The organism is Martinezella sp. CNPSo 3890, assembly GCF_057784455.1.
The window spans coordinates 37,976-59,459 of the sequence record NZ_JBXSOR010000019.1 but is presented as its reverse complement, the minus strand read 5'-3'; the positions used below and the strand labels follow the sequence as shown (position 1 = coordinate 59,459).

At 60.4% G+C, this 21,484-nt stretch carries 27 protein-coding genes and 2 pseudogenes; 11 read left to right on the top strand and 18 right to left on the bottom strand.

What is annotated here, in order from left to right; all coding sequences use genetic code 11:
* Positions 1–2: 2 nt before the first annotated feature.
* The 3 genes from AC13RC_RS29275 to AC13RC_RS29265 are packed head-to-tail and all read right to left on the bottom strand — an operon-like array spanning position 3 to position 1,840.
* Positions 3–629 (bottom strand): hypothetical protein, encoded by a 627-nt coding sequence (locus AC13RC_RS29275; protein WP_488559370.1) that lies wholly within the window; start codon positions 627–629, stop codon positions 3–5.
* Positions 629–1,261, bottom strand: a complete 633-nt coding sequence (locus AC13RC_RS29270; RefSeq protein WP_488559369.1) for a LysE family translocator — start codon at positions 1,259–1,261, stop codon at positions 629–631. The genes AC13RC_RS29275 and AC13RC_RS29270 overlap by 1 nt, the downstream gene beginning before the upstream one ends.
* 21 nt (positions 1,262–1,282) lie before the next feature.
* A complete protein-coding gene (locus tag AC13RC_RS29265) occupies positions 1,283–1,840 on the bottom strand; it encodes a cysteine hydrolase family protein (protein WP_488559368.1) in 558 nt (185 codons plus the stop codon).
* A 129-nt stretch (positions 1,841–1,969) separates the two neighbouring features.
* Here AC13RC_RS29265 and AC13RC_RS29260 point away from each other — a divergent pair, with 129 nt between their 5' ends.
* The gene (locus AC13RC_RS29260) at positions 1,970–2,587 is read left to right on the top strand and encodes a LysE family translocator (protein ID WP_488559367.1); all 618 of its coding nucleotides are present in this window, start codon (positions 1,970–1,972) and stop codon (positions 2,585–2,587) included.
* Between the two features lie 136 nt (positions 2,588–2,723).
* Entirely contained in the window at positions 2,724–3,692 is a 969-nt protein-coding gene (cysK, locus tag AC13RC_RS29255; protein ID WP_145322177.1) for a cysteine synthase A, read from the top strand.
* A gap of 102 nt (positions 3,693–3,794) precedes the next feature.
* Here cysK and AC13RC_RS29250 read toward each other — a convergent pair.
* Positions 3,795–4,697, bottom strand: a pseudogene (locus tag AC13RC_RS29250) (YifB family Mg chelatase-like AAA ATPase); the annotation flags it as partial.
* Positions 4,698–4,736: 39 nt separating this feature from the next.
* Here AC13RC_RS29250 and AC13RC_RS29245 point away from each other — a divergent pair.
* From AC13RC_RS29245 to AC13RC_RS29225, 5 genes are all read left to right on the top strand, one after another.
* Positions 4,737–6,377 (top strand): recombinase family protein, encoded by a 1,641-nt coding sequence (locus AC13RC_RS29245; RefSeq protein ID WP_488559366.1) that lies wholly within the window; start codon positions 4,737–4,739, stop codon positions 6,375–6,377.
* A gap of 520 nt (positions 6,378–6,897) precedes the next feature.
* Positions 6,898–7,137 carry a hypothetical protein gene (locus AC13RC_RS29240; RefSeq protein WP_488559365.1) on the top strand — a complete coding sequence of 80 codons (240 nt, stop codon included), beginning with the start codon at positions 6,898–6,900 and terminating at the stop codon, positions 7,135–7,137.
* Positions 7,138–7,341: 204 nt separating this feature from the next.
* Positions 7,342–7,587: a hypothetical protein gene (locus AC13RC_RS29235; protein WP_488559364.1), complete on the top strand. Its 246-nt coding sequence runs from the start codon at positions 7,342–7,344 to the stop codon at positions 7,585–7,587.
* Positions 7,584–7,868: a hypothetical protein gene (locus AC13RC_RS29230; protein ID WP_488559363.1), complete on the top strand. Its 285-nt coding sequence runs from the start codon at positions 7,584–7,586 to the stop codon at positions 7,866–7,868. The genes AC13RC_RS29235 and AC13RC_RS29230 overlap by 4 nt, the downstream gene beginning before the upstream one ends.
* A gap of 10 nt (positions 7,869–7,878) precedes the next feature.
* Positions 7,879–8,193 (top strand): hypothetical protein, encoded by a 315-nt coding sequence (locus tag AC13RC_RS29225; RefSeq protein ID WP_488559362.1) that lies wholly within the window; start codon positions 7,879–7,881, stop codon positions 8,191–8,193.
* Positions 8,194–8,285: 92 nt separating this feature from the next.
* On the opposite strand, the gene AC13RC_RS29220 is transcribed toward AC13RC_RS29225, so the two are convergent.
* From AC13RC_RS29220 to AC13RC_RS29175, 10 genes are all read right to left on the bottom strand, one after another.
* Positions 8,286–8,708: a putative Ig domain-containing protein gene (locus AC13RC_RS29220; protein ID WP_488559361.1), complete on the bottom strand. Its 423-nt coding sequence runs from the start codon at positions 8,706–8,708 to the stop codon at positions 8,286–8,288.
* Positions 8,705–9,139: a hypothetical protein gene (locus AC13RC_RS29215; protein WP_488559360.1), complete on the bottom strand. Its 435-nt coding sequence runs from the start codon at positions 9,137–9,139 to the stop codon at positions 8,705–8,707. The genes AC13RC_RS29220 and AC13RC_RS29215 overlap by 4 nt, the downstream gene beginning before the upstream one ends.
* Positions 9,132–9,395 (bottom strand): hypothetical protein, encoded by a 264-nt coding sequence (locus AC13RC_RS29210; protein ID WP_488559359.1) that lies wholly within the window; start codon positions 9,393–9,395, stop codon positions 9,132–9,134. The genes AC13RC_RS29215 and AC13RC_RS29210 overlap by 8 nt, the downstream gene beginning before the upstream one ends.
* Positions 9,392–9,883 carry a hypothetical protein gene (locus AC13RC_RS29205; RefSeq protein WP_488559358.1) on the bottom strand — a complete coding sequence of 164 codons (492 nt, stop codon included), beginning with the start codon at positions 9,881–9,883 and terminating at the stop codon, positions 9,392–9,394. Before AC13RC_RS29205 ends, AC13RC_RS29210 begins: the two co-directional genes overlap by 4 nt.
* Positions 9,884–9,980: 97 nt before the next feature.
* Positions 9,981–10,193: a hypothetical protein gene (locus AC13RC_RS29200; protein ID WP_488559357.1), complete on the bottom strand. Its 213-nt coding sequence runs from the start codon at positions 10,191–10,193 to the stop codon at positions 9,981–9,983.
* Positions 10,194–10,459: 266 nt separating this feature from the next.
* Positions 10,460–10,669: a hypothetical protein gene (locus AC13RC_RS29195; RefSeq protein WP_488559356.1), complete on the bottom strand. Its 210-nt coding sequence runs from the start codon at positions 10,667–10,669 to the stop codon at positions 10,460–10,462.
* Between the two features lie 67 nt (positions 10,670–10,736).
* A complete protein-coding gene (locus AC13RC_RS29190) occupies positions 10,737–11,999 on the bottom strand; it encodes a plasmid recombination protein (protein WP_488559355.1) in 1,263 nt (420 codons plus the stop codon).
* A gap of 9 nt (positions 12,000–12,008) precedes the next feature.
* Entirely contained in the window at positions 12,009–12,326 is a 318-nt protein-coding gene (locus tag AC13RC_RS29185; RefSeq protein ID WP_488559354.1) for a hypothetical protein, read from the bottom strand.
* Positions 12,326–12,586, bottom strand: a complete 261-nt coding sequence (locus AC13RC_RS29180; protein ID WP_488559353.1) for a hypothetical protein — start codon at positions 12,584–12,586, stop codon at positions 12,326–12,328. The genes AC13RC_RS29185 and AC13RC_RS29180 overlap by 1 nt, the downstream gene beginning before the upstream one ends.
* Before the next feature lie 418 nt (positions 12,587–13,004).
* Positions 13,005–14,360, bottom strand: coding sequence for a replication initiation protein (locus AC13RC_RS29175; RefSeq protein ID WP_488559352.1), 1,356 nt, complete (start codon positions 14,358–14,360; stop codon positions 13,005–13,007).
* Positions 14,361–14,863: 503 nt separating this feature from the next.
* Here AC13RC_RS29175 and AC13RC_RS29170 point away from each other — a divergent pair.
* From AC13RC_RS29170 to AC13RC_RS29155, 4 genes are read left to right on the top strand one after another with little or no spacing between them, the layout of a single operon-like run.
* Complete coding sequence (locus AC13RC_RS29170) at positions 14,864–16,012, top strand: DNA cytosine methyltransferase (RefSeq protein ID WP_488559351.1); 1,149 nt, start codon at positions 14,864–14,866, stop codon at positions 16,010–16,012.
* Complete coding sequence (locus AC13RC_RS29165; RefSeq protein WP_488559350.1) at positions 16,009–16,860, top strand: hypothetical protein; 852 nt, start codon at positions 16,009–16,011, stop codon at positions 16,858–16,860. Before AC13RC_RS29170 ends, AC13RC_RS29165 begins: the two co-directional genes overlap by 4 nt.
* A 7-nt stretch (positions 16,861–16,867) precedes the next feature.
* Positions 16,868–17,800: a DUF4928 family protein gene (locus AC13RC_RS29160; RefSeq protein WP_488559349.1), complete on the top strand. Its 933-nt coding sequence runs from the start codon at positions 16,868–16,870 to the stop codon at positions 17,798–17,800.
* Positions 17,797–18,210 (top strand): very short patch repair endonuclease, encoded by a 414-nt coding sequence (locus AC13RC_RS29155; protein ID WP_488559348.1) that lies wholly within the window; start codon positions 17,797–17,799, stop codon positions 18,208–18,210. The genes AC13RC_RS29160 and AC13RC_RS29155 overlap by 4 nt, the downstream gene beginning before the upstream one ends.
* Here AC13RC_RS29155 and AC13RC_RS29150 read toward each other — a convergent pair.
* The 4 genes and pseudogenes from AC13RC_RS29150 to AC13RC_RS29135 form a co-directional block, all read right to left on the bottom strand.
* Positions 18,194–18,955: an HNH endonuclease gene (locus AC13RC_RS29150; RefSeq protein WP_488559347.1), complete on the bottom strand. Its 762-nt coding sequence runs from the start codon at positions 18,953–18,955 to the stop codon at positions 18,194–18,196. The genes AC13RC_RS29155 and AC13RC_RS29150 overlap by 17 nt on opposite strands.
* A gap of 121 nt (positions 18,956–19,076) precedes the next feature.
* Positions 19,077–19,724 (bottom strand): annotated as a pseudogene (locus AC13RC_RS29145) (magnesium chelatase domain-containing protein); the annotation flags it as partial.
* A 191-nt stretch (positions 19,725–19,915) separates the two neighbouring features.
* The gene (gene gshB / locus AC13RC_RS29140) at positions 19,916–20,863 is read right to left on the bottom strand and encodes a glutathione synthase (protein WP_488559346.1); all 948 of its coding nucleotides are present in this window, start codon (positions 20,861–20,863) and stop codon (positions 19,916–19,918) included.
* Positions 20,864–20,952: 89 nt separating this feature from the next.
* A complete protein-coding gene (locus AC13RC_RS29135; RefSeq protein WP_113329924.1) occupies positions 20,953–21,456 on the bottom strand; it encodes a cupin domain-containing protein in 504 nt (167 codons plus the stop codon).
* Between the last annotated feature and the right edge of the window lie 28 nt (positions 21,457–21,484).

The following is a 21,484-nucleotide window of genomic DNA, read 5'->3' as shown; positions in this document are numbered from 1 at the left end:
GTTTACTTAGCCGGATTCGGACAGACTTCGGAGAGACCGTCGAGGTCTTCCGCCATCTTTTCGAATGTTGCCGCCGATCCCGCCTTGCCTCCGCCGATCCGCAGCACATAGAGGCTGTCGAAATCCTTGCCATGCCATTTCGGCACCGCTTTTTCATCGCCACCATTCTCGCTCATCAGCTGGCGGATGAGATCGACGATCTGCTTGTGCTCCCAGGCGACGAAGATAAGCTTGCCGGCATAGGCAGGCTTCTTCAGTTCGGTTTTCAAATCCTCGATATCCTCATAGCCGAAGCTGGTATCGACAGGCATTCCAAAGGCAATTGCCGTCGGTTCGATAGTCGCGAGCGGCCGGATGTAATCGTAGGAAGTGCCAGAATCGTCCTTTCGCTTCGACGGATCCGGCGCAAAGATCGCAGCAGGCTTGCCGAAGAGCTTGCTTAGCACCGAGGGCAGAGCCAAAGACCGGTTGAGACCTTGGCAGCTCAGTTGGCCGAGACCTGCTTCCGGCTTTTCGCCATGGCGCATGAAGACGATCGTCTGCACGTCCTTCTCCGCTGCCGAGGTAGGCGGCGCGAAGGTTGCTAACATCAGAAGACCGGCGGTGACTGCTGTTGACACAACTCGCATTAGCGCTGAGCCTCAAAAGCCATGCGCACAGCGAGCCCGGCAAGCACAGTGCCCATCAGCCAGCGCTGCACCAGCGCGAAGGATGGACGGCGGGTGAGGAACATCGCGATCCAGCCGGCACTCAGCGCGAAGATAGCATTGAATGTCACGCTGATGATGATCTGTGCAAAGCCGAGAATGATCGACTGGGTGAAGACGCTGCCGGCGCTAGGATCGACGAACTGCGGCAGCAGCGACAAATAAAGGATCGCCACTTTCGGATTGAGGATGCTGGTCACCAGCCCCATCGTGAAGAGCCGGCGCGCGCTATCCTTCGGCAGCTCGCGCACCTGAAAGGCCGAACGGCCACCGGGTTTCAGCGCATTCCAGGCGAGCCATCCAAGATAGGCGGCACCCGCCAGCCTCAGCGCATCATAGGCAAAAGGCACGGCAAAGACGAAAGCGGTAATGCCGAGTGCGGCCGAGAGCATGTAAAAAAGGAAGCCGCAGGCGACACCGCCAAGGGAGATCAAACCAGCCACTGGCCCCTGCGAGATCGATCGCGACACCAGATAGATCATGTTCGGCCCGGGTGTCAGCACCATGCCGAGAGCGATTAGGGCAAAAGTGATCATGCTGGTCAGATGCGGCATGGAGCTCCGGCAGGAAGGGCTTCAGAAGGAGATTTCGGGGGATGCGACCAGCTTGATTTCATGCGGCCCGGCATCGAAACCGTCAAGCAGCATATTGTGATGGGTGACAATCTCTTCGAAGCTCAGTTTGCCCATATCCGCCGTGGTGTGTCCGTCGGAGATCAGCGAGACGTCGAAACCGAGTGAGACGGCGCGCCGCGCGGTCGTATCGACGCAGAACTGCGTCATGCAACCACCGACGATGAGATGAGTGACGCCACGCGCTCGCAGCTTTGCCTCCAGATCCGTCTCGAAGAAGGAATCGCAGCTCGTCTTGTGCACGACGGCATCGCCGGCTTCCGGCGCGACTTCCCGGCGCAGCTGCCAGCCTTCGCTGCGCTTGGCCAAACGATGGGTGGGACCGCCGTCATGCTGGACGATGAAGGTGGGAATGCCGGCGGCACGCGCCTTGTGCTTCAGCGCCGCCAGCCTAGTGACAACCCCCTCCAGTGCGGCATCTATCACGGGCTGACGATCCGGCGTGCCGAGGCCCGTCAGGATGGAGTTCTGAAGATCGATCAGGAGCAATGCGGAAGACATGATATCCTTGTGCAAAGCAGTTGCGACGCGGCGTTAATGCCTTGGTAATATGTTCGCTGCACCGGCGCAATCGCTTGAAAACGCAAAGGTGGTGAGATAGAGCGAATACCATCTCAGGAGGAGAATTCCATGACGCTCGCGGCCTTGTTTGCCTATTGCGGCGCCCTCTTCATCGCCGCTGCGATCCCGGGTCCTGGTATCACGGCAATCGTGGCGCGCGCCCTCGGCTCCGGCTTTCGCGAGACCTTCTTCATGGGCCTCGGCCTTGTGCTCGGCGACACCATCTACCTGACGGCCGTCATCCTCGGGCTTGCCTTTGTCGCGCAGACCTTCACCGAGGTCTTCATCGTCATCAAGATCGCCGGTGCGCTTTATCTCGGCTATATCGCCTGGAAGCTCTGGACAGCGGGCCTGCTTGCGGCCGACATCGCCGCGAAGAAATCGAACAGCGCCGGCATGTCCTTCCTCTCCGGCCTGCTTGTCACGCTCGGCAACCCCAAGACCATGCTTTTCTATGTTGCGCTGGTGCCGACCCTGATCGATATCGGCAGCATCGGGCTGCGCGAATATGCGGCGCTGGTGACGGCGACTTTCATCGTTCTGCTGATCGTTCTGGTGCCCTATATGCTGCTGGCGTCGCGAGCGCGCACCTTTCTCAAGAAGCCGAGGGCGCTGCAGATCCTGAACCGGGTCGCCGCCAGCATCCTCGCCGCGACCGCTGCCTTCATCGCCATGCGCACCGCCTGAAAAAAACATCCTCAAGTAAGACCGTTGTGAGATTCTTTTCTCACGTGCTTTACGCGAGGAACGGCTGCGCACTCTGGTTTCCGCGGGCGTTTGATCCTATTGTCATTGCATAATTCCAATATAGGGAGAGCTACCCATGTCCGACACCCGCAAACCCGGCCGCGGCCGCGTCTATGCCTCGATCACCGAGACCATCGGCGATACGCCGATCGTGCGCCTCGACAAGCTGGCGAAGGAGAAGGGCGTCAAGGCCAACATCCTGGCAAAGCTCGAATTCTTCAATCCAATCGCTTCGGTGAAGGACCGTATCGGCGTCGCTATGATCGAGAGCCTGGAAGCCCAGGGCAAGATCGCTCCCGGCCGGTCCGTGCTGATCGAGCCGACCTCGGGCAACACGGGCATTGCGCTTGCCTTTGCCGCCGCGGCCAAGGGCTATAGGCTGATCCTCACCATGCCGGAAACCATGTCGATCGAGCGCCGCAAGATGCTGGCGCTACTCGGCGCCGAGCTGGTGCTGACCGAGGGACCGAAGGGCATGAAGGGTGCGATCGCCAAGGCCGAAGAGCTGGCCGCGTCGCTGCCGGATGCAATCATCCCGCAGCAGTTCGAAAATCCGGCCAATCCGGAAATCCATCGCAAGACGACGGCCGAAGAAATCTGGAACGACACCGAAGGCAAGGTCGATATCTTCGTTTCCGGTATCGGCACCGGCGGCACGATCACCGGCGTCGGCCAGGTGCTGAAAGCACGCAAGCCCGACATCAAGGTCATCGCGGTCGAGCCGGCGGATTCGCCAGTTCTGTCCGGCGGCAATCCCGGACCCCACAAGATCCAGGGCATCGGCGCCGGCTTCGCACCAAAAGTTCTCGATACGCATGTCTATGACGAGGTAGTGACCGTCAGCAATGACGAGGCGTTCCAGCAGGCGCGGCTCGTCGCCAAGCTCGAAGGCGTGCCAGTCGGCATCTCCTCCGGCGCGGCGCTCACGGCGGCCATCAAGATCGGCCAGCGTCCTGAAAACGAAGGCAAGACCATCGTCGTCGTCATCCCGTCCTTCGCCGAGCGCTATCTCTCGACGGCGCTCTTCGAGGGTCTTGGCGGCTGACAAAGCCATTCGCCATCTTGATTTGGAAAAAGGGGGTGTTTCGGCACCCCTTTTTTCATTTAGGCCGGCTGGAGACGATCAGATGCTGTAGAGCCCGCATTGTCAGGCATGCGCGGTCAGCCGCTCTCCGGCGATGCGATAGGAGATGGCTTCGGCGAGATGGATGCGCCCGACGGTCGGCTTGTCGTCGAGATCGGCGAGAGTGCGCGCCACCTTGAGAATGCGATGATAGCCGCGGGCGGAGAATTTCATCTTCTCGGCCGCATCGCGCAGCAATTGCAGGCCGGCGGCATCCGGCTCGGCGATGGTCTCGATCATCGCCGTCGAGCAGCGGGCATTGGTGCTGACATCCTTCATGCCGGCTCGTTCGAAGCGTTCCCGCTGCCGCTCGCGGGCGCGTGCCACGCGGAGTGCGACATCGGCGCTGCTTTCCGAGGCTGTCGGCCGGATGAGGTCGGCGGCGGAGACCGCCGGCACGTCGATGCGGATATCGATACGATCGAGCAAGGGGCCGGAAATGCGGCCCTGATAATCGGAAGCGCAACGCGGCCCACGGGCGCAGGTATGACCCGGCTCCCCGGCCATGCCGCAGCGGCAGGGGTTCATCGCCGCGACAAGCTGGATGCCGGCCGGATAGGAGACACGGTGGTTTGCTCTGGCGATGACGCATTCGCCGGTTTCCAGTGGCTGGCGGAGCGCATCGAGCGCCTGCGGTGAAAACTCCGGCAGCTCGTCCAGGAACAGAATGCCGTGATGGGCGAGCGAGACTTCGCCCGGCCTGGCGCGCAGGCCGCCACCGACGAGCGCCGCCATGGTGGCGGAATGATGCGGTGCGCGATAGGGCCGCCGGTCCGAGAGCTTGCCGCCTGAAAGCTGGCCGGCGATCGAATGGATCATCGACACTTCCAGCAACTCGTTGGTCGACAAGGGCGGCAGGATCGACGGCAGGCGCGAGGCGAGCATGGATTTGCCGGAGCCGGGAGGCCCGACGAAAAGCAGATTGTGCTACATTAATCCGACATCATGTGATACCGGATTCAGATCATGACGAAAGCATACTCATACATCCGCTTCTCGACCCCGGAACAAGCACAAGGGGACTCACTGCGCCGTCAGACCGCCAAGGCGGAAGCATGGGCGCAGCAGCGTGGCCTTGTCCTCGACAACTCCCTTCGGGACTTGGGCGTTAGTGCATTTCACGGCGCGAACAGGACGACTGGAGCCCTCAAGTCCTTCCTCCAAATGGTCGAGGACGGGAGGATACAGCGTGGCTCTTACCTGATCGTTGAAAGCCTTGACCGCATTTCCCGCGAAGCTGTCATGGACGCAGCCACAAGGCTTTTCGCCCTCATCCAAGCAGGTATCATCGTCGTCACACTCAGCGACGGTCAGGAATATTCGGAGGACCGGCTTCGCACTGACTGGACCCCTCTGATGTTTTCGCTGATCGTCATGGCCCGCGCACATGAAGAGTCTCGGATCAAGTCAGAGCGAGTGGGCGAAGCATGGCGACAAAAGAAAGAGAAAGCCCGTGAGGAAGGTCGGCCGCTCACTCCAAGATGCCCAGAATGGCTTGAGGTGCGCGGCGGTGCATTCGTGGAGCGCCCCGAAAGGGTCGCTATCGTCCGTCGTGTATTCCAAGAGACGATCGATGGGTTCGGACGACGGGAAGTCGTGCGCCGGCTGAATTCGGAAGGCGTTCCGACATTTCGAGGCGGCAAGGGATGGCACACATCCAGCATCGCCAAGATCATCCAAAGCCGTGCCGTTCTCGGAGAGTACCAACCTCACACCGGCACCCATCGCAACCGCAATCGGAAGCCGGACGGAGACCCCATCCCGAACTATTATCCACCGATCATCGACAATGACATCTTCTGGCGAGCGCAGGGCGCAACGCAGGGACGACGACAGAATGCAGGCGGACGCAAGGGCATGTCCGGCTCACATCTATTCCAAGGTCTCGCCCGGTGTGCTCATTGCGCTGGCTCCATGCACATCATCAACAAGGGGAAGCCTCCAAAGGGCGGCATATACCTTGCTTGCTCCACCAACATCCGCAAGGCGGGTTGCGACAACGATCGCCGCTGGCGTGTGGATGTCTTTGAACCTCTCCTCATTGCCGCGATCGATATGATGGATCAAACGGCATTCGACAATGAGAACCAGGAAGTCAGCCAACTTCGGGCAAAGGTCGAGGCGATCAAGATCCAGATAGAGGACTTCGAGCAACGGCAGCGCGGCCTCATTCCTCTTGTCGAAATCGGAGACGACACCGCTACAGCACGATCCGTTGAGCTAGCGAAGTCCATCAAGCGGCTGAAGAAGGACCTCGACGCGACCGACGACGAGGTAGCAATCGCTTCCATGGCGCCGAACCTTGCGGCAGCCATCGCGTCCGCAGCGTCCATATCGGCACGACTAGAAGAGAGTTCTGACCTCGAAGAACGTCGCGAGCTGAGGGTTAGACTGCGAGCAATCATTCGTGGCATCGTCGCGAAGGTCGTATGCCATCAGAGGTTCGGCGCAACCGCCTTCTTCATTCGAAGCCCCTCTCGGATCCGCAAGAGGCAGGATCTCTACGTATTCGACATGGTGCTTGAACATGGCCCACCAAAGATCCTTCTTGATCAGAATGTACCGACTCAGATCCTCGACGAATGGGCAGAATGGTGCATCCAATGAATGCCTCGCCGGGGCCAGTCGATCCCAGTCCCCGCCGTAGCCGGCGGCGCTATGCTGGACTTCCTGCGGCTGCCCTCCATCCGGTCACCGGCATGCGCGAATTCCCGCGTCATCCCCGCAACGGGGCCACTACATTTGCCGCTCCGATATGCTCTCCTTTCCTTGATTCTCGCGGTGGCTTCAGCCCCTTGCCGCGCTTCGCTTGGCCACCCTTACGCTCATTGGCGCGGGCCTAGTCCGGAGCAGGGCATTGCGGCCTCTGGCCTCCTTGTCCAGCTCCGGTTGCGGGAGGATCGGGTCGCTCCGGTCCGTCAATGGAAATAGACGCGCACCGGGTCGCTGACGCTCCCGCACCACTGCGCATCGATTTGCCATTGACCGCCCTCCCGCTCCGCCGGAGCCGTTAACACTTCGATCGCCATCCGATCGCTAGGGACGGAGATCATCTCCGATCGCCCTGGGCTCGATCCCGGAAATTTGCTATAAAATTCATGTTTTCAATGGTTTAGGAGCTTCACGAATGAAGACAACCACCACCACGATTCGGGGTCTGGCGCTCGATGTTCTTGTCATCGAGACGACGCACGCAGATGCCGGCGGAGTGCTGTTCTACGTCGCCGAAATCGTGGTGCGTTCCCGAACCACGGGCGCCCAGCGTGTGGTGCGCCGAAGCCGTATTCCGGGAACTGGACAGGAGCTGGCGCGAGCCGTCCAGGAGCGTGGAGTTCGTGCTCTCGAAATTTTCTCGCCGGCCGTCTGAAATATTTTTCCAAGGACTCGTCAAGGACTCGTTTTGCCCCAGCAAGGATTCGATGCCCTTCGAGTCCTTTCCGGCAAGGATTCGCGACCGTTGCGAAGTCAGACCGGACACGCCTCAAGGATATGAAATTCCTCGATTATTCCCGTGAAATTCGCCACGCTCTCCAGCGTCATGAATGAGCGACAGACAGAAAAGGAGACCGTCATGTCACATAATACGAACTGCATCATCGCCCACCACATCGTTGCCGAGTTCAAAGCGTTCAAGGAGACCTACGACCGCTACCTCGACCGGATGGATGACCTCGTATGCTTACTCGATGAGGATAGTGAGATCCGCAAAAAAGCTCGTTTTCTTGCCGTTGGCACCGACCATGTGACGCAGTACGTCCTCAGCGGTAGCAACGTTGTCAGGGCCATCGAGGCAACGTTGAAGAAGGAGGCAGCATGATGCAGGCTCTTCGACTTCTCGGCTGGGAGCGCGACGACACCGTTGCCGACGATACTAACACATGGACGAACCTCCTCATCGTCGGTGACGGCGACGAGGATACCTACGACATGCTGGTAGTTGGCGAGCCGGGCCGTACCGGACCGACGCACTACAGCGTCACAGGCACCCGCAACAGGACCGGCGTGACGTTTGCAGATGGGTGGGCATCATCATGGGAGGAGGCTTGCCGCCTTGCCGTGATCGCAGCCCGCCGAGCGGCGATCAGGCCTATTGAATGAAAGGATGACCATGATCGAGATCACCCACATGACGACGGGTCTCTTCGTCGATGAACTCACGTTCGCGAGGATGACGGCAGCCACAGCTTTCCAGGATGAGCTTGCCGCCGTCCGCTCAAGAACCTCCGACAGCGGCGACCTGCTCGATAAGTGGTACCGCCTATGCGTTGCCGGGCAAGCGGAGGTCGCAGCGCTCGAGAGCAGACTCGAGAAGGCGCGCGCTGCACAGATCGAGAACTCGAATGCGGGCGCCCGGGAGGTAGATATCGCGTTGAGCAATCAGGCCATCGCCGACGCACGACGGGATCGAGAAGCGGAGAGGTAAAGATGCCACCCGGCCCGCCAGAAGCGCTGTACGGGCCATTTAAACGCGTTAGAAAGTGGACTGCGGGGCCGATTGGCCCCGTTTCCATGTCATCAGGCAACGACGATCAGAACTTCGGTCGTCACCGTCGTCCCGGCCGAATCCGTCGCCGAGACCCAGACTTCATAGCTCCCCGCGATCAGCGCCTGTCCGGCGATCCGGCCCGACGCGACGTCGAAAGTCGCCCCAAGCGGCAGCCTGCCAGAATATGAATACGACAGCGAGCCGGATGCCCCGGACACGACCGGACGCAGATCGAGCGCGCCTCCGGCAGCTACAGATTTCGTCCCTCCCATGGACAACGTGAAGCCCGCCGGGGTCTCAGGTGGCAGCGGGTTCATCGGCTCCTCTGGGGGCACCACAACCGGAGCGACGATCACGCCCGTCGTCGACGATCGCAGCACGTACATCCCGGCCGACGCATCGACGTTCCAGAGAGCCGCAAGCGCGGCAATGACGGCGACAGTCTTCTTCATACTTCGCCCTCCGGGAGTTCACACGCCGGGTAGGTCTTCAGCGTCTCGCTGTCGCATGGAGGGCAGACCTCCGGAAAGCCGGCGAAGCCGTTGATCGAGGCACAGGCCTCCGGTGTCTGGATGCTCAGCGGATTCCAAACTTGCTCTCCGCCGCGCCGGATGCGCCATGTCCCGGGAGGGGGTGCGTTCAGAAGGCCGGATTCCAGGAGCCCAGTAAAGACGGCGCCGTCGTCGCCAAGCGACGACACGCGACCGCCGGCCGCCTCGTAGAGATCGAGCGCCGCAGCGACTTGTTGCTGTTGCCCCACCACCGCGACAAGCTCGGCCCGGAGCCGGGATCGCTCGTAGACCGCGCCGCCGTACCAGGCGCCTGCAACGGTCAGCACGCCGAGGATGATGCCCGCGATCACACCGATGACCAGATTATACATGATTTCTCTCCTCCTCGAATTCGTCGTCGTCACCGTCGTCCCATGCCGACCAGTCGAATCCCAGCGGCCCGGCATTCGCGATCAGGTCCGCCGCTTCAAGGACGAGTGACGCGCAGCCGGTCGTGTCCGGGTGGTCGCTTTCAAGCTCCCGGGCAAGCTCCCGGTCGATGGCGATTACCCGGTCACGAGCGGAGGCCGGAAGTCCGACCCGATCGAGGAAGCCGGCGAGGCTGGAACTGGTCATTTCGTCGGTCATGGGTTCGGTCCTTTCTTGTCGTCCGCTGTGTCCTCCGGGGTTTCCGTCTCTGGAGCCGCAGCCTGCTGCCGTTCGACTTCCCACGTCTGGGCCGCCGTCAGCATGGACGCTATGGTTTCGTCGTCAGAGGCGCCGGGCCGAGCGGCCATCCGGAGCCGCCAAAGGTCGCCCGTGCTGATGGAGTCGCGCAGCCACTCGATGACAGCATGCGGCACCCGCGCTTCCAGAAGCTCGCGGGCCTTGCCAGCCTTGCGTGGGCGCGACAGGTCCTTGACAAGCCGCCGGAAGGAAGGTGGCGGACGCATGCGGCTGCTGGCGTAGTTCAGCGGTTCCAGGCCGCGCTCCATCATATAGGCGGTTGGGCCCCTATCCTCGTCGATCGACGAGGAAGGTTGTCGGGCGGGACGGAGGGGAAGCGAGAACGTCGGCATCGGTATGGGGGGCATCATCGCGAGCGCTCCCGATAGCAGCGCGAGCAGTTGGAGCATGAGCTTGCCCGCAGGATCGCCACCCCGGCGCTGCCGTTGGCGTTCAGTGAGATCGCGCCGCAGCCTATCGGCGCAAGTTCGACGACGGCGTTGCCTCTCATTCATCGGAGGCCTCGACATTACCCGGGCGGACCTTTTCCCGCCATCTCTTCGACATCGCCAGAAGTTCGCGCGTGCGATGCCACTCATGTGCTGCCTGAGCGATCTGGTCGGCGGGCCAGCCTTGCTCGCAGACTTCTATCAGCACCCCCTCTGCCAGCCAGTGTGCAGACTGATAGACATGCTCGATACGCTCGTTGACTGCCGACATGCGCGATCCTCCGTTGCCATTGCCTCCTTTCAGGATGCGGTTCAGCGAGGACCGGCGCAAATGCAGAGCGGGCGCCGCGAGTCCCGGAAGAAGGCTTCGACGTCGAAACCAGACAGGTTCGTACCCACCCAGCAGCGCCGAACGCACTGTATGGCCTTCTCTGGCGCTCAATTTCTGGGCAAATCGCGATTCTTGGAGGATTTCGGGTTCCGGAACGAGAAAGGGAGGCCGAAGCCTCCCTCAACAGATCACACTCAACGTCCGGATCAAGCTGCGGCTTCTTTCAGGAGTTCTGCCAGCCGCTGCCTGCGTCCTTCCAGATACCCCATCTGCTCTTCGTAGCCGGCGACGATGATATGGTTAGGGTCTTCCGCTTTGGCGTTCTTGTATCCTTCGGCGCTCAATCGCAGAAAGGTCTCGTGATAATGGATCGCGGCGCGTTGTTCTTCGATCAAGTCATTCAGTTCGTCGGTCACTGGGCATCTCCTATGGCTTGAAAATGATGAGCCCGGTCGTCGGAGCAGGCAAGAGAAAACCAGCGCATTACCGCCGCCGGAGAACGGGCGTCGAAATGCCCGGCGTGCGCTCCGGTTCTGGAGGGCGCAGCGCCGCAAGCTCACGTCTGGCCGTCGCCAGTTCGCGCCCGGTCTCTGCAAGATTCTCCCGCAGGTTCTTCGCCCGTGCTTCCGCCTCCCGCCGTCCGGCATCGGCGGCACTGGCACGCTCGGCGGCATCGGCGGCGGTTCGCCGGAGCGCTTCCATTTCCGCATCGACGGCAGCGCGGATGCGAGTCGCGACCTTCGATTGCCGGAAACCATCCCATATGCCTCGAAGGACACCGGGAAGGTGCTGAAGCCTTGCCGCCTCCTGACGGACGCGCGCCATCATGCTCCTTGCCTTGCGTTGCTCGGCAACGGCCTTATCCTGCGCCGCCAGCGCGGCTTCCGTCGCGGCCTTCGCGGCGGCAAGCTGGTGATCCGCTTCCGCCTTCGCCTTGGCTGCCTCAGCCGCGATCCGGGCGGCCTCTTCCTTCGTGTTGGCGATCATGGATTCACCGCGCGCCTTCACGGCCTTCGCTCTTTCGATCGTCGTCCTCAGAGCTTTGGCCTGGACCTGCTCGGCGTGCCACTGTTCGCGAGTAAGACGGCGACGTTGCGGGCCGAGACGTGTTAAGCCGCAGACGACGGCAACGGTCTCATAGTACGAGTCCTGCCATGCACGCATCGCGGCCCGATATGCTTGGTCCCCACGCTTGTTCAGAGCTTTGGTGTCCTCCCCTTCCAAGGGACCGGCCGCCATCACTGCGGCCTTGGCGCACTGGCCGGGATGCAAGGCCGCCGCACGCATGGCCGGGTCGTCGGGCAAGACGTAGGCATGCAGATGATAGTGGGATTCGTCCTCGTGCCGAACGACGGACAGGAGCTTGTCGCCGTATTCCGAACTAAGCCACGCCACCGTCCGCTTTTCCCACTCTTGCGCCTCACGCCGCTTTTCCGGATCAGTTCGGACTTCTTCCATGGTATGCGGGTGGCTGGCCACGACCGTCATGAGCGTGTGCTGGGACTTCTGAATCCTCCTCGGCTTGCCGCCCTTAGGAGTCGTCGTCGCGACATCGGCGGCGGCATCGTGCAGCCGTTCCACCTCGTCGATCGTCGAGCCATAGACAACCACGGGCGACGAAGGATTCGAGACGTGGACAGAGGCCGCTGGATCGCGTCGGGCTTCATTGAACACGTAGGAAGTCGAGCGGCCCTTTCCATCGCCCTTGCGGCTGTACGCCGTCATATGGATGAACTGGAAAGCCATGAAGCGGACTCAGTGCACCGTCTGATCGAGCGATTTCACCGCCGCTTTGCTTGCGTCCACGTCTACAGCGTAGACGTGAGGGAGATACGAATAGCGAACGCCTTTAAACCGCTCGAATCCTGTAGCGACAAGAAAGAGCAGAGCTTGGACAGTGCGGCTCTTGAACTCTTGTCCGTCGTCACGTCCGAGCACAACGCGCTGCTCGTCATCAGCCGACTTGAGCCAAGCGATGATCTTCCCGGGCTCGGTCTCGATGAGCAGTGACGCAGCGTTTCCGGATTCGAGCTCGACGGCGGTGAAATAAGTGCGATGAGCGGAAATGTGCATCAGACAATCACCTCCTCGTAGTCGAAACTGATGCCCTGCGTGAAGCTGGCGACCAGCCGAACTCGATTGAGGAAATCGTCGTCGTCCAGATGTTCGTGACCGCCGTTCAACTCCGTTCGATCCTGTGAAAACGAAGCGTACCGTTCCGGGCTCTCCCAGATGACGGCGTACCAAGACGTTGGCAGCCGGATGACCTTGAGCCGGGCCAGAGCGATAGGGCCGTGGTTGGTGATGAATATGTCGCGTTCGTATTCCCGCACGTGATCCTCCCGATGATGCAATGCTGGTGGAAGAATCTTCAGCGCCGGCGGAGCCGAGAACAAGTCTTTAGTGACCGACTAATGCCTCTTCCGTTGGTCGAAGCGTCGGCCCTTCGGGGAGGCTTCCGCCGGACTCTCCCGAGGGGCCACTTCATGGAGACCTTGGCGGGGCCTTGTCGCCGTCTGGATGGACGACGAGGCAGTCGACGACTGCCGCTCGGTGACTTCACCACTGGACGTGGCTCGAGGCGTTGCCCTCGACGATGCCGGGATACCCGACATTCCCGCTACGCGGCTTCGTCCAACGTGACACGCCTTGGACGCTCCGTTGTGCGGTGAGCGGTGTAGTTTCGGTATAGCCGGGGCGGGCGGCTACCTTTTTATCTATACACCTATTTTCACCGTCAAGAAGTTGTGGTCACTGCGACTGCACAACTTCATTCCATCGAGCCGTCGCCGTGCGGATGGAAACACCCGCAGCAGAGGCGAGCGCCGACCGCGTCACGCTCTCACCGGAAGCAACAAGCCGTTGGTGGGCTTCTTGCAGCCGCTGGAGCGTGTTCGCGCCCTTGGCCTTGCCCGAATGCCGCCCGCCCGCCGCCTGTCGCTCAGTGACCGTCTTCAGGCCATCCACGACATCGAGCAGCTTGCCACGGTTCACGGCCTTGCCTTCGAGCTTCACCGGATCGAAGTTCGCGACCAGATAGTCGGCGACCTTCGCCGTCACGTAACTGACGGTCTTGTCCTCGTGACCGCTCTTCTCGGCATAGTCTGCAAGCGCCTCATGGAGATGATCGGCCAGAGCGGCACGGCTGCCGCGCATCCGGACATCTGCTCCGAAATGCCATTCGGCCAGGAGCCGCTGGCCTGCCGTGCGTAGCGCGTCGAAGATCGCGTTGGATGCCGTCAGGCCGAGCCCGGATTGCGCCGCCGCCGCCCTCCGAACGAGCACCGCCCGTCCGACGCTGGTGTCCACGTAATCTGTGTATTCCGACAGTGTCGGCCAGATGTCGTCGTTCGGTGTCATCGTGTGCCAGAACGGTGATGTCGGGCATTTCATGCGCCCGGTCATCGTCGGAGCCGCCGGATCGGCGCCGAGATCGAGGAGCGCCGCCGCAAGGCCACGGGCCACAGCATCGAACAGTTGGATCGGCTGCTGCCGGCACCGCTTGTCGTCGCTTCGCCAGACTGCCGAACCTGGAGGAAGTAGCCAGATGAAATGCGGGCGGGAATAGCGACCATCCTTCAGCAGGTCGCCGACGATGATGTGCGGCAGGCACGGAACCCGGCCATCGCGCACCTGTTCCGTCAGTGCGGCAAGACATGCGGCAGGGGTCAGGAATACCCCGTCGCAGTCCACGCGCAGCGCTGCCATAAACTCCCGGTTCAATTCAATGTACGGATAGTCGAGCGTCAGAATCTTTTGCGGGCACTGGTTTTCAAGATGGGCTTTGTCCCACGATGCCCGTGCCCTACTGCCTTTCGGTACGAGGGACACGAAATATTTGAGGACCGTGTTGTCTTCCGATCGCAGGCCCATTTCCCAAACACCACTACGCCACCGGCCGCCGATGTGGCGCTCGCCAGACTGAATATAGCCGCGCCTTAGCCGTTGCCGTACAAGATTGCGCTGTTCTGCCGCCTGGCGTGCGAAGGTCGCAGTGTCGTAGTCCAGAGTGCGTTCGGCGCGCTGGTCGCGCTGTTCCGCTTTCCGGATACGCTCCCGGCGGCTCAGACGCTGGGCCTCTTCATAGCGGGTTTCGAACCCGGCCATGCCATTCGAGAGGTTCGGCCCAAATTGTTGACACTGGAGGGTATGAAAGTCTTGTGAAGCGGCTGGGATATGTCCCAGCCCCCGGCTCACCGAGCCGTTTCAGGGTGCTTTACAAATTTTTCGCCGTCGTTCACAATCATCGAACAATCCATGAAAAGCCGCCGAGGGTTCCAGCCCAGTGACAGCGGCTTTTTTCATGCTCGATCGTCGGCGTGCAAGCGTCAAGGGACATTCCTATCCACGCAAGAACTTAACGTGAACATATGGACACTCCCGTGCAAAGGCGCCATTGTGGCGCCACAACAGATCATTCAACGATTCGGTGAGTAGCTTGGACAGAATCAACCTCCGCCTTTCACCCCAGACCTTCGACGCAATCGATGTCGCCCGCAGCGGGCGCCCTGGAAGCGTTTCCAGAAACACATGGATAGCCGAGGCGATTGAGGAGAAGCTTGCCCGGGAAGCTATGCCGGTCCCGTCAATCAACCTGAAGCAGGCCGCAAATGCCTAGCTACTACGAGTTCTTCGCTGGCGGCGGAATGGCGCGCGCTGGTCTCGGTTCAGGATGGACGTGCCTGTTCGCCAACGACTTCGACCACAAGAAGGGCCTAGCCTATCAGGCGAACTGGGGCACGGGTGGCGAGCTGAAGGTCGGGGATGTCAACGACGTGAAGGCGGACAAGCTTCCCGGCTGTGCCGATCTCGTCTGGGGGTCTTTCCCATGCCAAGACCTATCTCTCGCCGGAGCCGGCGCGGGCTTGAGGGGCGAGCGATCGGGAACCTTCTATCCATTCTGGCGAGTCATCACTGACCTCATCGAAAAAGGCAGGGCGCCGAAGGTCATCGCGCTCGAAAACGTGCTCGGAACTTTGACTTCGCATGGAGGAAAGGACTTCGAGGCGATCTGCGAGACGTTTGCCAATTCAGGCTACAGATATGGTGCCCTCATCATCAATGCGGCTCTATTCGTACCGCAGTCGCGGCCGCGACTGTTCATGATTGGTGTTCGTGAGGATGTGGAAATCGATTCGGCACTACTGTCCCCCGAACCATTGGGACCTTTCCATTCAAAGGGCCTCTGCAAGGCTGTTGAGGGTATCTCTGGTAGCGCTCGCGAGAACCTCGTGTGGTGGAACATTCCGACTCCTCCACATCGAAATTCCACGTTCGCAGATCTGGTAGAGGAGAACCCCACCGGGGTTTCATGGCACTCGCCATCGGAGACGAAAAAGCTTCTCGCGATGATGTCGACCACGAATCTCGCGAAGGTCAACGCGGCGATGCGATCCGAGCGCCGTATGGTTGGCGGCGTGTACAAGAGGACGCGTCTGGACGAGAACGGCGTGAAGGTTCAACGCGCCGAAGTTCGCTTCGACGACATCGCAGGTTGCCTGCGGACACCTGCCGGAGGATCGAGCAGACAAACAATCGTCGTCGTCGACGGCGACAGGATTCGGTCTCGTCTGATCTCCACCCGGGAGACCGCTCGCCTCATGGGATTGTCTGACGATTACAAGCTTCCGAAGAACTACAACGAGGCCTATCACCTCACTGGCGACGGCGTAGCCGTTCCCGTCGTCCGGCACTTGGCGCACCACATATTTGAGCCTGTGCTTGGTATCTCCACCTCCGAACGTCAGGCAGCAGCATGAGCGTTGTCCCTTGCGAGCAGAACAAGGGCCTACGGGAACAGATCGAGCGGTTTGCCGAAGTCTTGAAGACCGAGGCGCACACACTCGGCAACCACGGCCTCGACGAACGCGAATTCTATAACTCTGGGCTGTTCCGAGGTGCCGTTGAACGTATCCGGGGCCAGTTCTCGGCGACCATGCGGGGCAAGCGGGAGTTCGCGCAGCATGCTTTGAACCACATGGAAGATGGGGGCTTCATTGCAGGTTGGGACCTGACGGAGGACGCAAATCGGAACGACTACATCGTTCGTCTGAACAGCGGCCGGACGGCTGTCATCGATCTGAAGGGGTGCTTGGACGGCAACAACACCAACATTTTTGAGAGGCCACCGGCGGCGGATGAGTTCGTCATCTGGAGCATCTGTTCGAATCCGGGAGCCGATCCGCGTCGAAACGCTTGGTCCGGCATTCACACGCGCTTGAGCGCCGAGATGATTTCACGGAACCAGCGGGTCGACGGCGTTGTCGTCTGGGATATGGTATGTGGCACGATCGGCCGCCCCTGTCCGAAGCTATCGTCTCCGGAAAGGGCCTCTGAGTTCGGCCCTTTCCGGACACCACCGCCATGCATCTATACCTTCCCGGCAGGCATTCCGTCGGTGCAGAACCCTGTGGCGGTCGCGCAGCGTCTTGAGGATGTGGAACTGCTCGGCGCCTTCCACGCTTGTTTCCAAGGACGCGACGAAGAAGTCCATCAAGTGGACTTCAGCATCTCCCACGCCGGAGGTGACTTGATGCGCCAGACTACCATCCGGCGCAACGGCACCATCCAGCAAACCTCAGACATGACCGCAATCCGCCGAGTATAGAGGCAAGATGACCACTCCCCAGAGACAGGCATTGAAGGCCTTCGATGCGCAACACATTGGCCTGTCCAAAGGCTCCTTGTCGCTCGTGCTGATCCTGACCAGGAATGCGAAGTCAAAGAGCTTTCCCATGGACAAGGCCGAATTCGTGACCGCCAAAGGTGGCCAAGTTGTCGGACTTGGAGGGGCCGCGGTCAAGAAGATCCTTGCGGAGCATGGAGTGGAGCGAATCCTATCGACCGAGGGCGGCCGAACGAGCCGAGGCAATATGGAGCGCATGGGCGCTTACATCGATGTCTTGAATGACCTGTTCGTCGCAGGCGCGCTTGATCTGGAAGACGCAGAACGATACTGGGTCGAACGTACTCAGGCCTACTTCGACGCTCTTCCCTTCACCTTCAAGCTGGACCCAAGCCGATCCCTTCGCGCCTGTATTCGCGATCTCCTCTCGCAGGCCATCGCCCGACAGCGGGAAGTTCGAGGAACGATGTATGCCGGCGCCGTGATGCAGCACCTCGTGGGAGCAAAGCTCGACTACATCACGAAGGGCGCCATGGTCCATCATGGTTTCTCGGTCGCAGACGCTCCCTCCAATCGCTCCGGCGACTTCTTGCTCGGAGACGTAGCAATCCATGTCACGACAGCCCCCGGGGAGGCTCTGGTTAGGAAATGCCAAGGCAACCTTTCAACTGGACTCCGCCCTCTCATCATCACGACCGAAGACGGTGTTGGCGGGGCGAAGGCGCTTTCCAAGCAAGCCGGGGTGGACGATCGGTTGGATGTCATCGAGATTGAACAGTTCATCGCAACGAACATCTACGAATGGAGCGCCTTCGAACGCGATGCACGGCCGACAACTGTTCAGGACATAATTGAGCGCTACAATCGCATCGTCGCTGACGCTGAGAGCGACCCGAGTTTGAGGATCGAGTTTGAAGGATGACGATCGACGAGACTCGATCGAGGACCATGCGCGCGGTCCGATCGAAGGACACCAAGCCTGAACTGATTGTGAGGCGCTTGGTCCATTCCTTGGGATTCCGGTTCCGCCTCCATAGGCGGGATTTGCCCGGCTCTCCGGACCTTGTTTTTCCCGGGCGCCACAAAGTGATTTTTGTACATGGCTGCTTTTGGCATGGCCACGATTGTGCACGGGGAAATCGGAAGCCAGTGGCGAACGCCGACTACTGGCATGCCAAAATCCGACGGAATGTGGAGCGCGACGTCCGCAACGAGGCCGCTCTACGAGGGGACGGATGGGACGTTCTGTCAATCTGGGAATGTGAGACTAAGATCAGAGACAGGGAGGCAATGATCCGTCGCGTGAAGACTTTCCTCAGCGGGGAACTATAGCCCGCTGGTACATCTTCGAGACAGGATGCGCCGCAGAAGACTTTCTCAGATTGCAGGGTTCGCACAATAACTGCAAATTTGTGACATCGTTCGCTCCGAAGCGCGCCAACGGAACGATGTGGTCGTAACGTTCGGTCTCTAGTTGAGTGATGGTCGCAGCGAGGCTCCGCTTGCACTCGCGACATTCACCCTTGTCGCGATGGTATATCGCGTGCTGAGCCCATGCCGGGATGGCGGTTCGCTTAAGCTGCCCCGTCTTGTTACGGAGCTCGGCGCCGAATCCCGAGAGCTCAATATAATCTGCACAGAGAACGTTGAATGCCTGCAGGAAACCCACGTCGTTGAACAGGACATGGAAAACTTCATCCCCGAGTTCTTCCAGCGCGTCGTGATATCGCTGGCACTCTGAGGTGAAGTCATAGAAAGATTCTTCATCCTTCAGGTGGTGTGCAGAGAATGGCACGCTGTAAGTTGAAAGGAATTGCCGCAAAAATCGCGGCTGTTCGTCCTCTAGCTGGTCGACCTCTTCTTCAACTATTTCGCGGACGATCGCATCCAAGAAATGGTGCAGGTTCGTGAAGCGATGGAAGGGGCGCATCAGAACTTTAGTCTGCATGTCGCCAAGGATCTCTTCTATCCCGCGCAGGTAGGAACCGGCGTTCGTTACGATGTTGAAGGCGGCGTTCGCAAAGTAGTAGACGCTGAACCCTCTCGCCTCGTAGTAATGCCTCTGCTTATTCGGCACTTGCCCCTCATCCGTTAGACCGCTCTTCGACCATACTCCGCAAGGTGGAGCCTTGTCGAAATAATCGCAACCGCCTTTTCGCTCTATGGAAAGCGGGTAATTCCCGGTAAATAATGTATCACAACATCAGCAGATTATGGCCACCGGCGGCCGCCACTTCCAGCGCGCGCTTGGCGCTTTCCTGGCCCTTGATATCGGCAAGATCGGGTAGATTGGCGGCATTGGCGCGAACGGATGGCTCCGGCCGCGAGAGAACCTGCGTACCGCGGAAATGATTGGCGAGCGCAATCAGGCTGCGCGGCGCCAGAATATCGATCTCCTTGCTGGCCCAGGCCGCTTCCGGTCCGCTTTCGGCCGGGCAGATCAGCCCCTTGCCCATGGCATTGGCGGCGATCGCGGCGGGAAGAGCGCCGGCAACGGGCGCGATCGTGCCGTCGAGATTGAGTTCGCCGATGACGGTGTAGGAGGACAGGGCATCGGCTGGGATCGCACCGAGCGCCGCCATCAGACCAAGCGCGATGGCAAGATCGAAGTGACTGCCCTCTTTGGGCAGATCTGCCGGTGCGAGATTGACGGTGACTTTCTTCGGCGGCAAGGCAAGACCAGAGGCGTGTAGTGCTGCCTGAACCCTCTCACGGCTCTCCGCGACAGCCTTGTCCGGCAGACCGACGATATGCATCAGCACCTTGCCCGGCGCGATCATCACTTGCACTTCGACGGGTACGCCCTCAATGCCCTGAAATGCCACCGTACTGACGCGCGCTACCATTCCCTATCCCCTGTCGCCGAACCCGTTTGCCGTTACGTGCCTCGATCAGCAAACTTCGGGTTGCAATCTGGCATAAGACAAAGAATGAAACAAGAACAATAAACGAACAAAAATTTCACCCCGCATATCGAAATCAACGACATGCGGGGTGACTAGATCGTTCAGCCGAAAGCGTGGCGGGGAACTGCCGATCAGGCTCGCTTGGCCTCGATCGCGTCCCAGAGCAGGCTGGCGATATCGGCGCCACCGAAGCGCTTGACTTCGCGGATGCCGGTCGGCGACGTCACGTTGATCTCGGTCATGTAGTCGCCAATGACGTCGATGCCGACGAGCAGGAAGCCGCGTTCCTTAAGTGCCGGTCCAATGCGCTTGCAGATTTCCTGTTCGCGCGCTGTCAGCTCGGTGGCTTCGGCGCGGCCGCCGACATGCATGTTGGAGCGGGCGTCATGCTCTGCCGGCACGCGGTTGATCGCGCCCACAGCTTCGCCATCGACGAGGATGATGCGCTTGTCGCCCTTGCGCACGTCGGGCAGATATTGCTGGGCGATGAAGGGCTCGCGGAAGAGCTGGCCGAACATTTCGAGCAGCGACGAGAGATTGCGGTCGTCGCGGGTCGAGTGGAAGACGCCGGCGCCGCCATTGCCGTAGAGCGGCTTCAGGATGATATCGCCCATCTCATCGCGGAAGCGGCGGATTTCAGCCGGATCGCGCGTAATCAGCGTCTTCGGCATGAGATCGGCGAATTCGGTGACGAAGATCTTTTCCGGCGAATTGCGCACCCAGGCCGGGTCGTTGACGACGAGCGTCTTCGGGTGGATGCGCTCCAAGAGATGCGTCGAGGTAATATAAGCCATGTCGAAGGGCGGGTCCTGGCGCAGCAGCACCACGTCCATGGTGGAAAGATCGACGCGCTCCGGCTCACCGAGTTCGAAGTGATCGCCCTTGACGTCGCGCAGGATCATCGGCTCGACGGAGGCATAGATCTTGCCGTCGCGCATGCTCAGCCGCTCCGGCGTATAGTGGAAGAGCCTGTAGCCCCGGTTCTGCGCCTCGAGGCTCATGGCGAAGGTGGAGTCACCCGCAATGTTGATGCTTTTCACATGGTCCATCTGGACCGCAACATTCTTGATACCAGCCATAGTCAGCCCTCGCTCGGATTTGCGGACAGATGTAGGTCGGCCTGCATCCAAACGCAACGGCTATTCAATGGCTTCCCTCAAGTGGCCGCTTAGGCAGCAAGGCCTTGTGCGCCGCCCTGGCGGACGAAGTTGCGCAGGCGATAAGCCATGGTCAGAGGCTTCGGGAACGGCTTGCGCAGAAAGGCAACCTTGCGCAGGTAGCGATCGATGCGCCATGTCGCCCAGGTGCCACCGGCAAAATAAGCGACATCGCCGGCGCTGAGCGTCCGCTCGACGCCATCTTCCGTGGTGATATGCACCTCGCCCTCAAGGATCATCACCGTTTCGTCCCAGCCGAAATACCAGCGGAACTCGCCCGCGGTGCAATCCCACAGCGCCGTCATTGCGGCATCGTCCTGCCCCCGCGAGTGCTCGGCGATACGGGCGACCGGATTCCCCGACAAAACCCAGGAGGGTTCGATCGGCGATGGCTTCATTTCCATTTCGTTGCTGGCGCCCGCCACGAAGCTTTTCGACTGCGGCATCGCGAGCACAACCGGCGCGGCACGGGTGGCAAAGGCCGCCATGCTCGCCAACATCAGTTTCAAGACCATGCAATCCCCCAAAATTCCATGTGCGTCT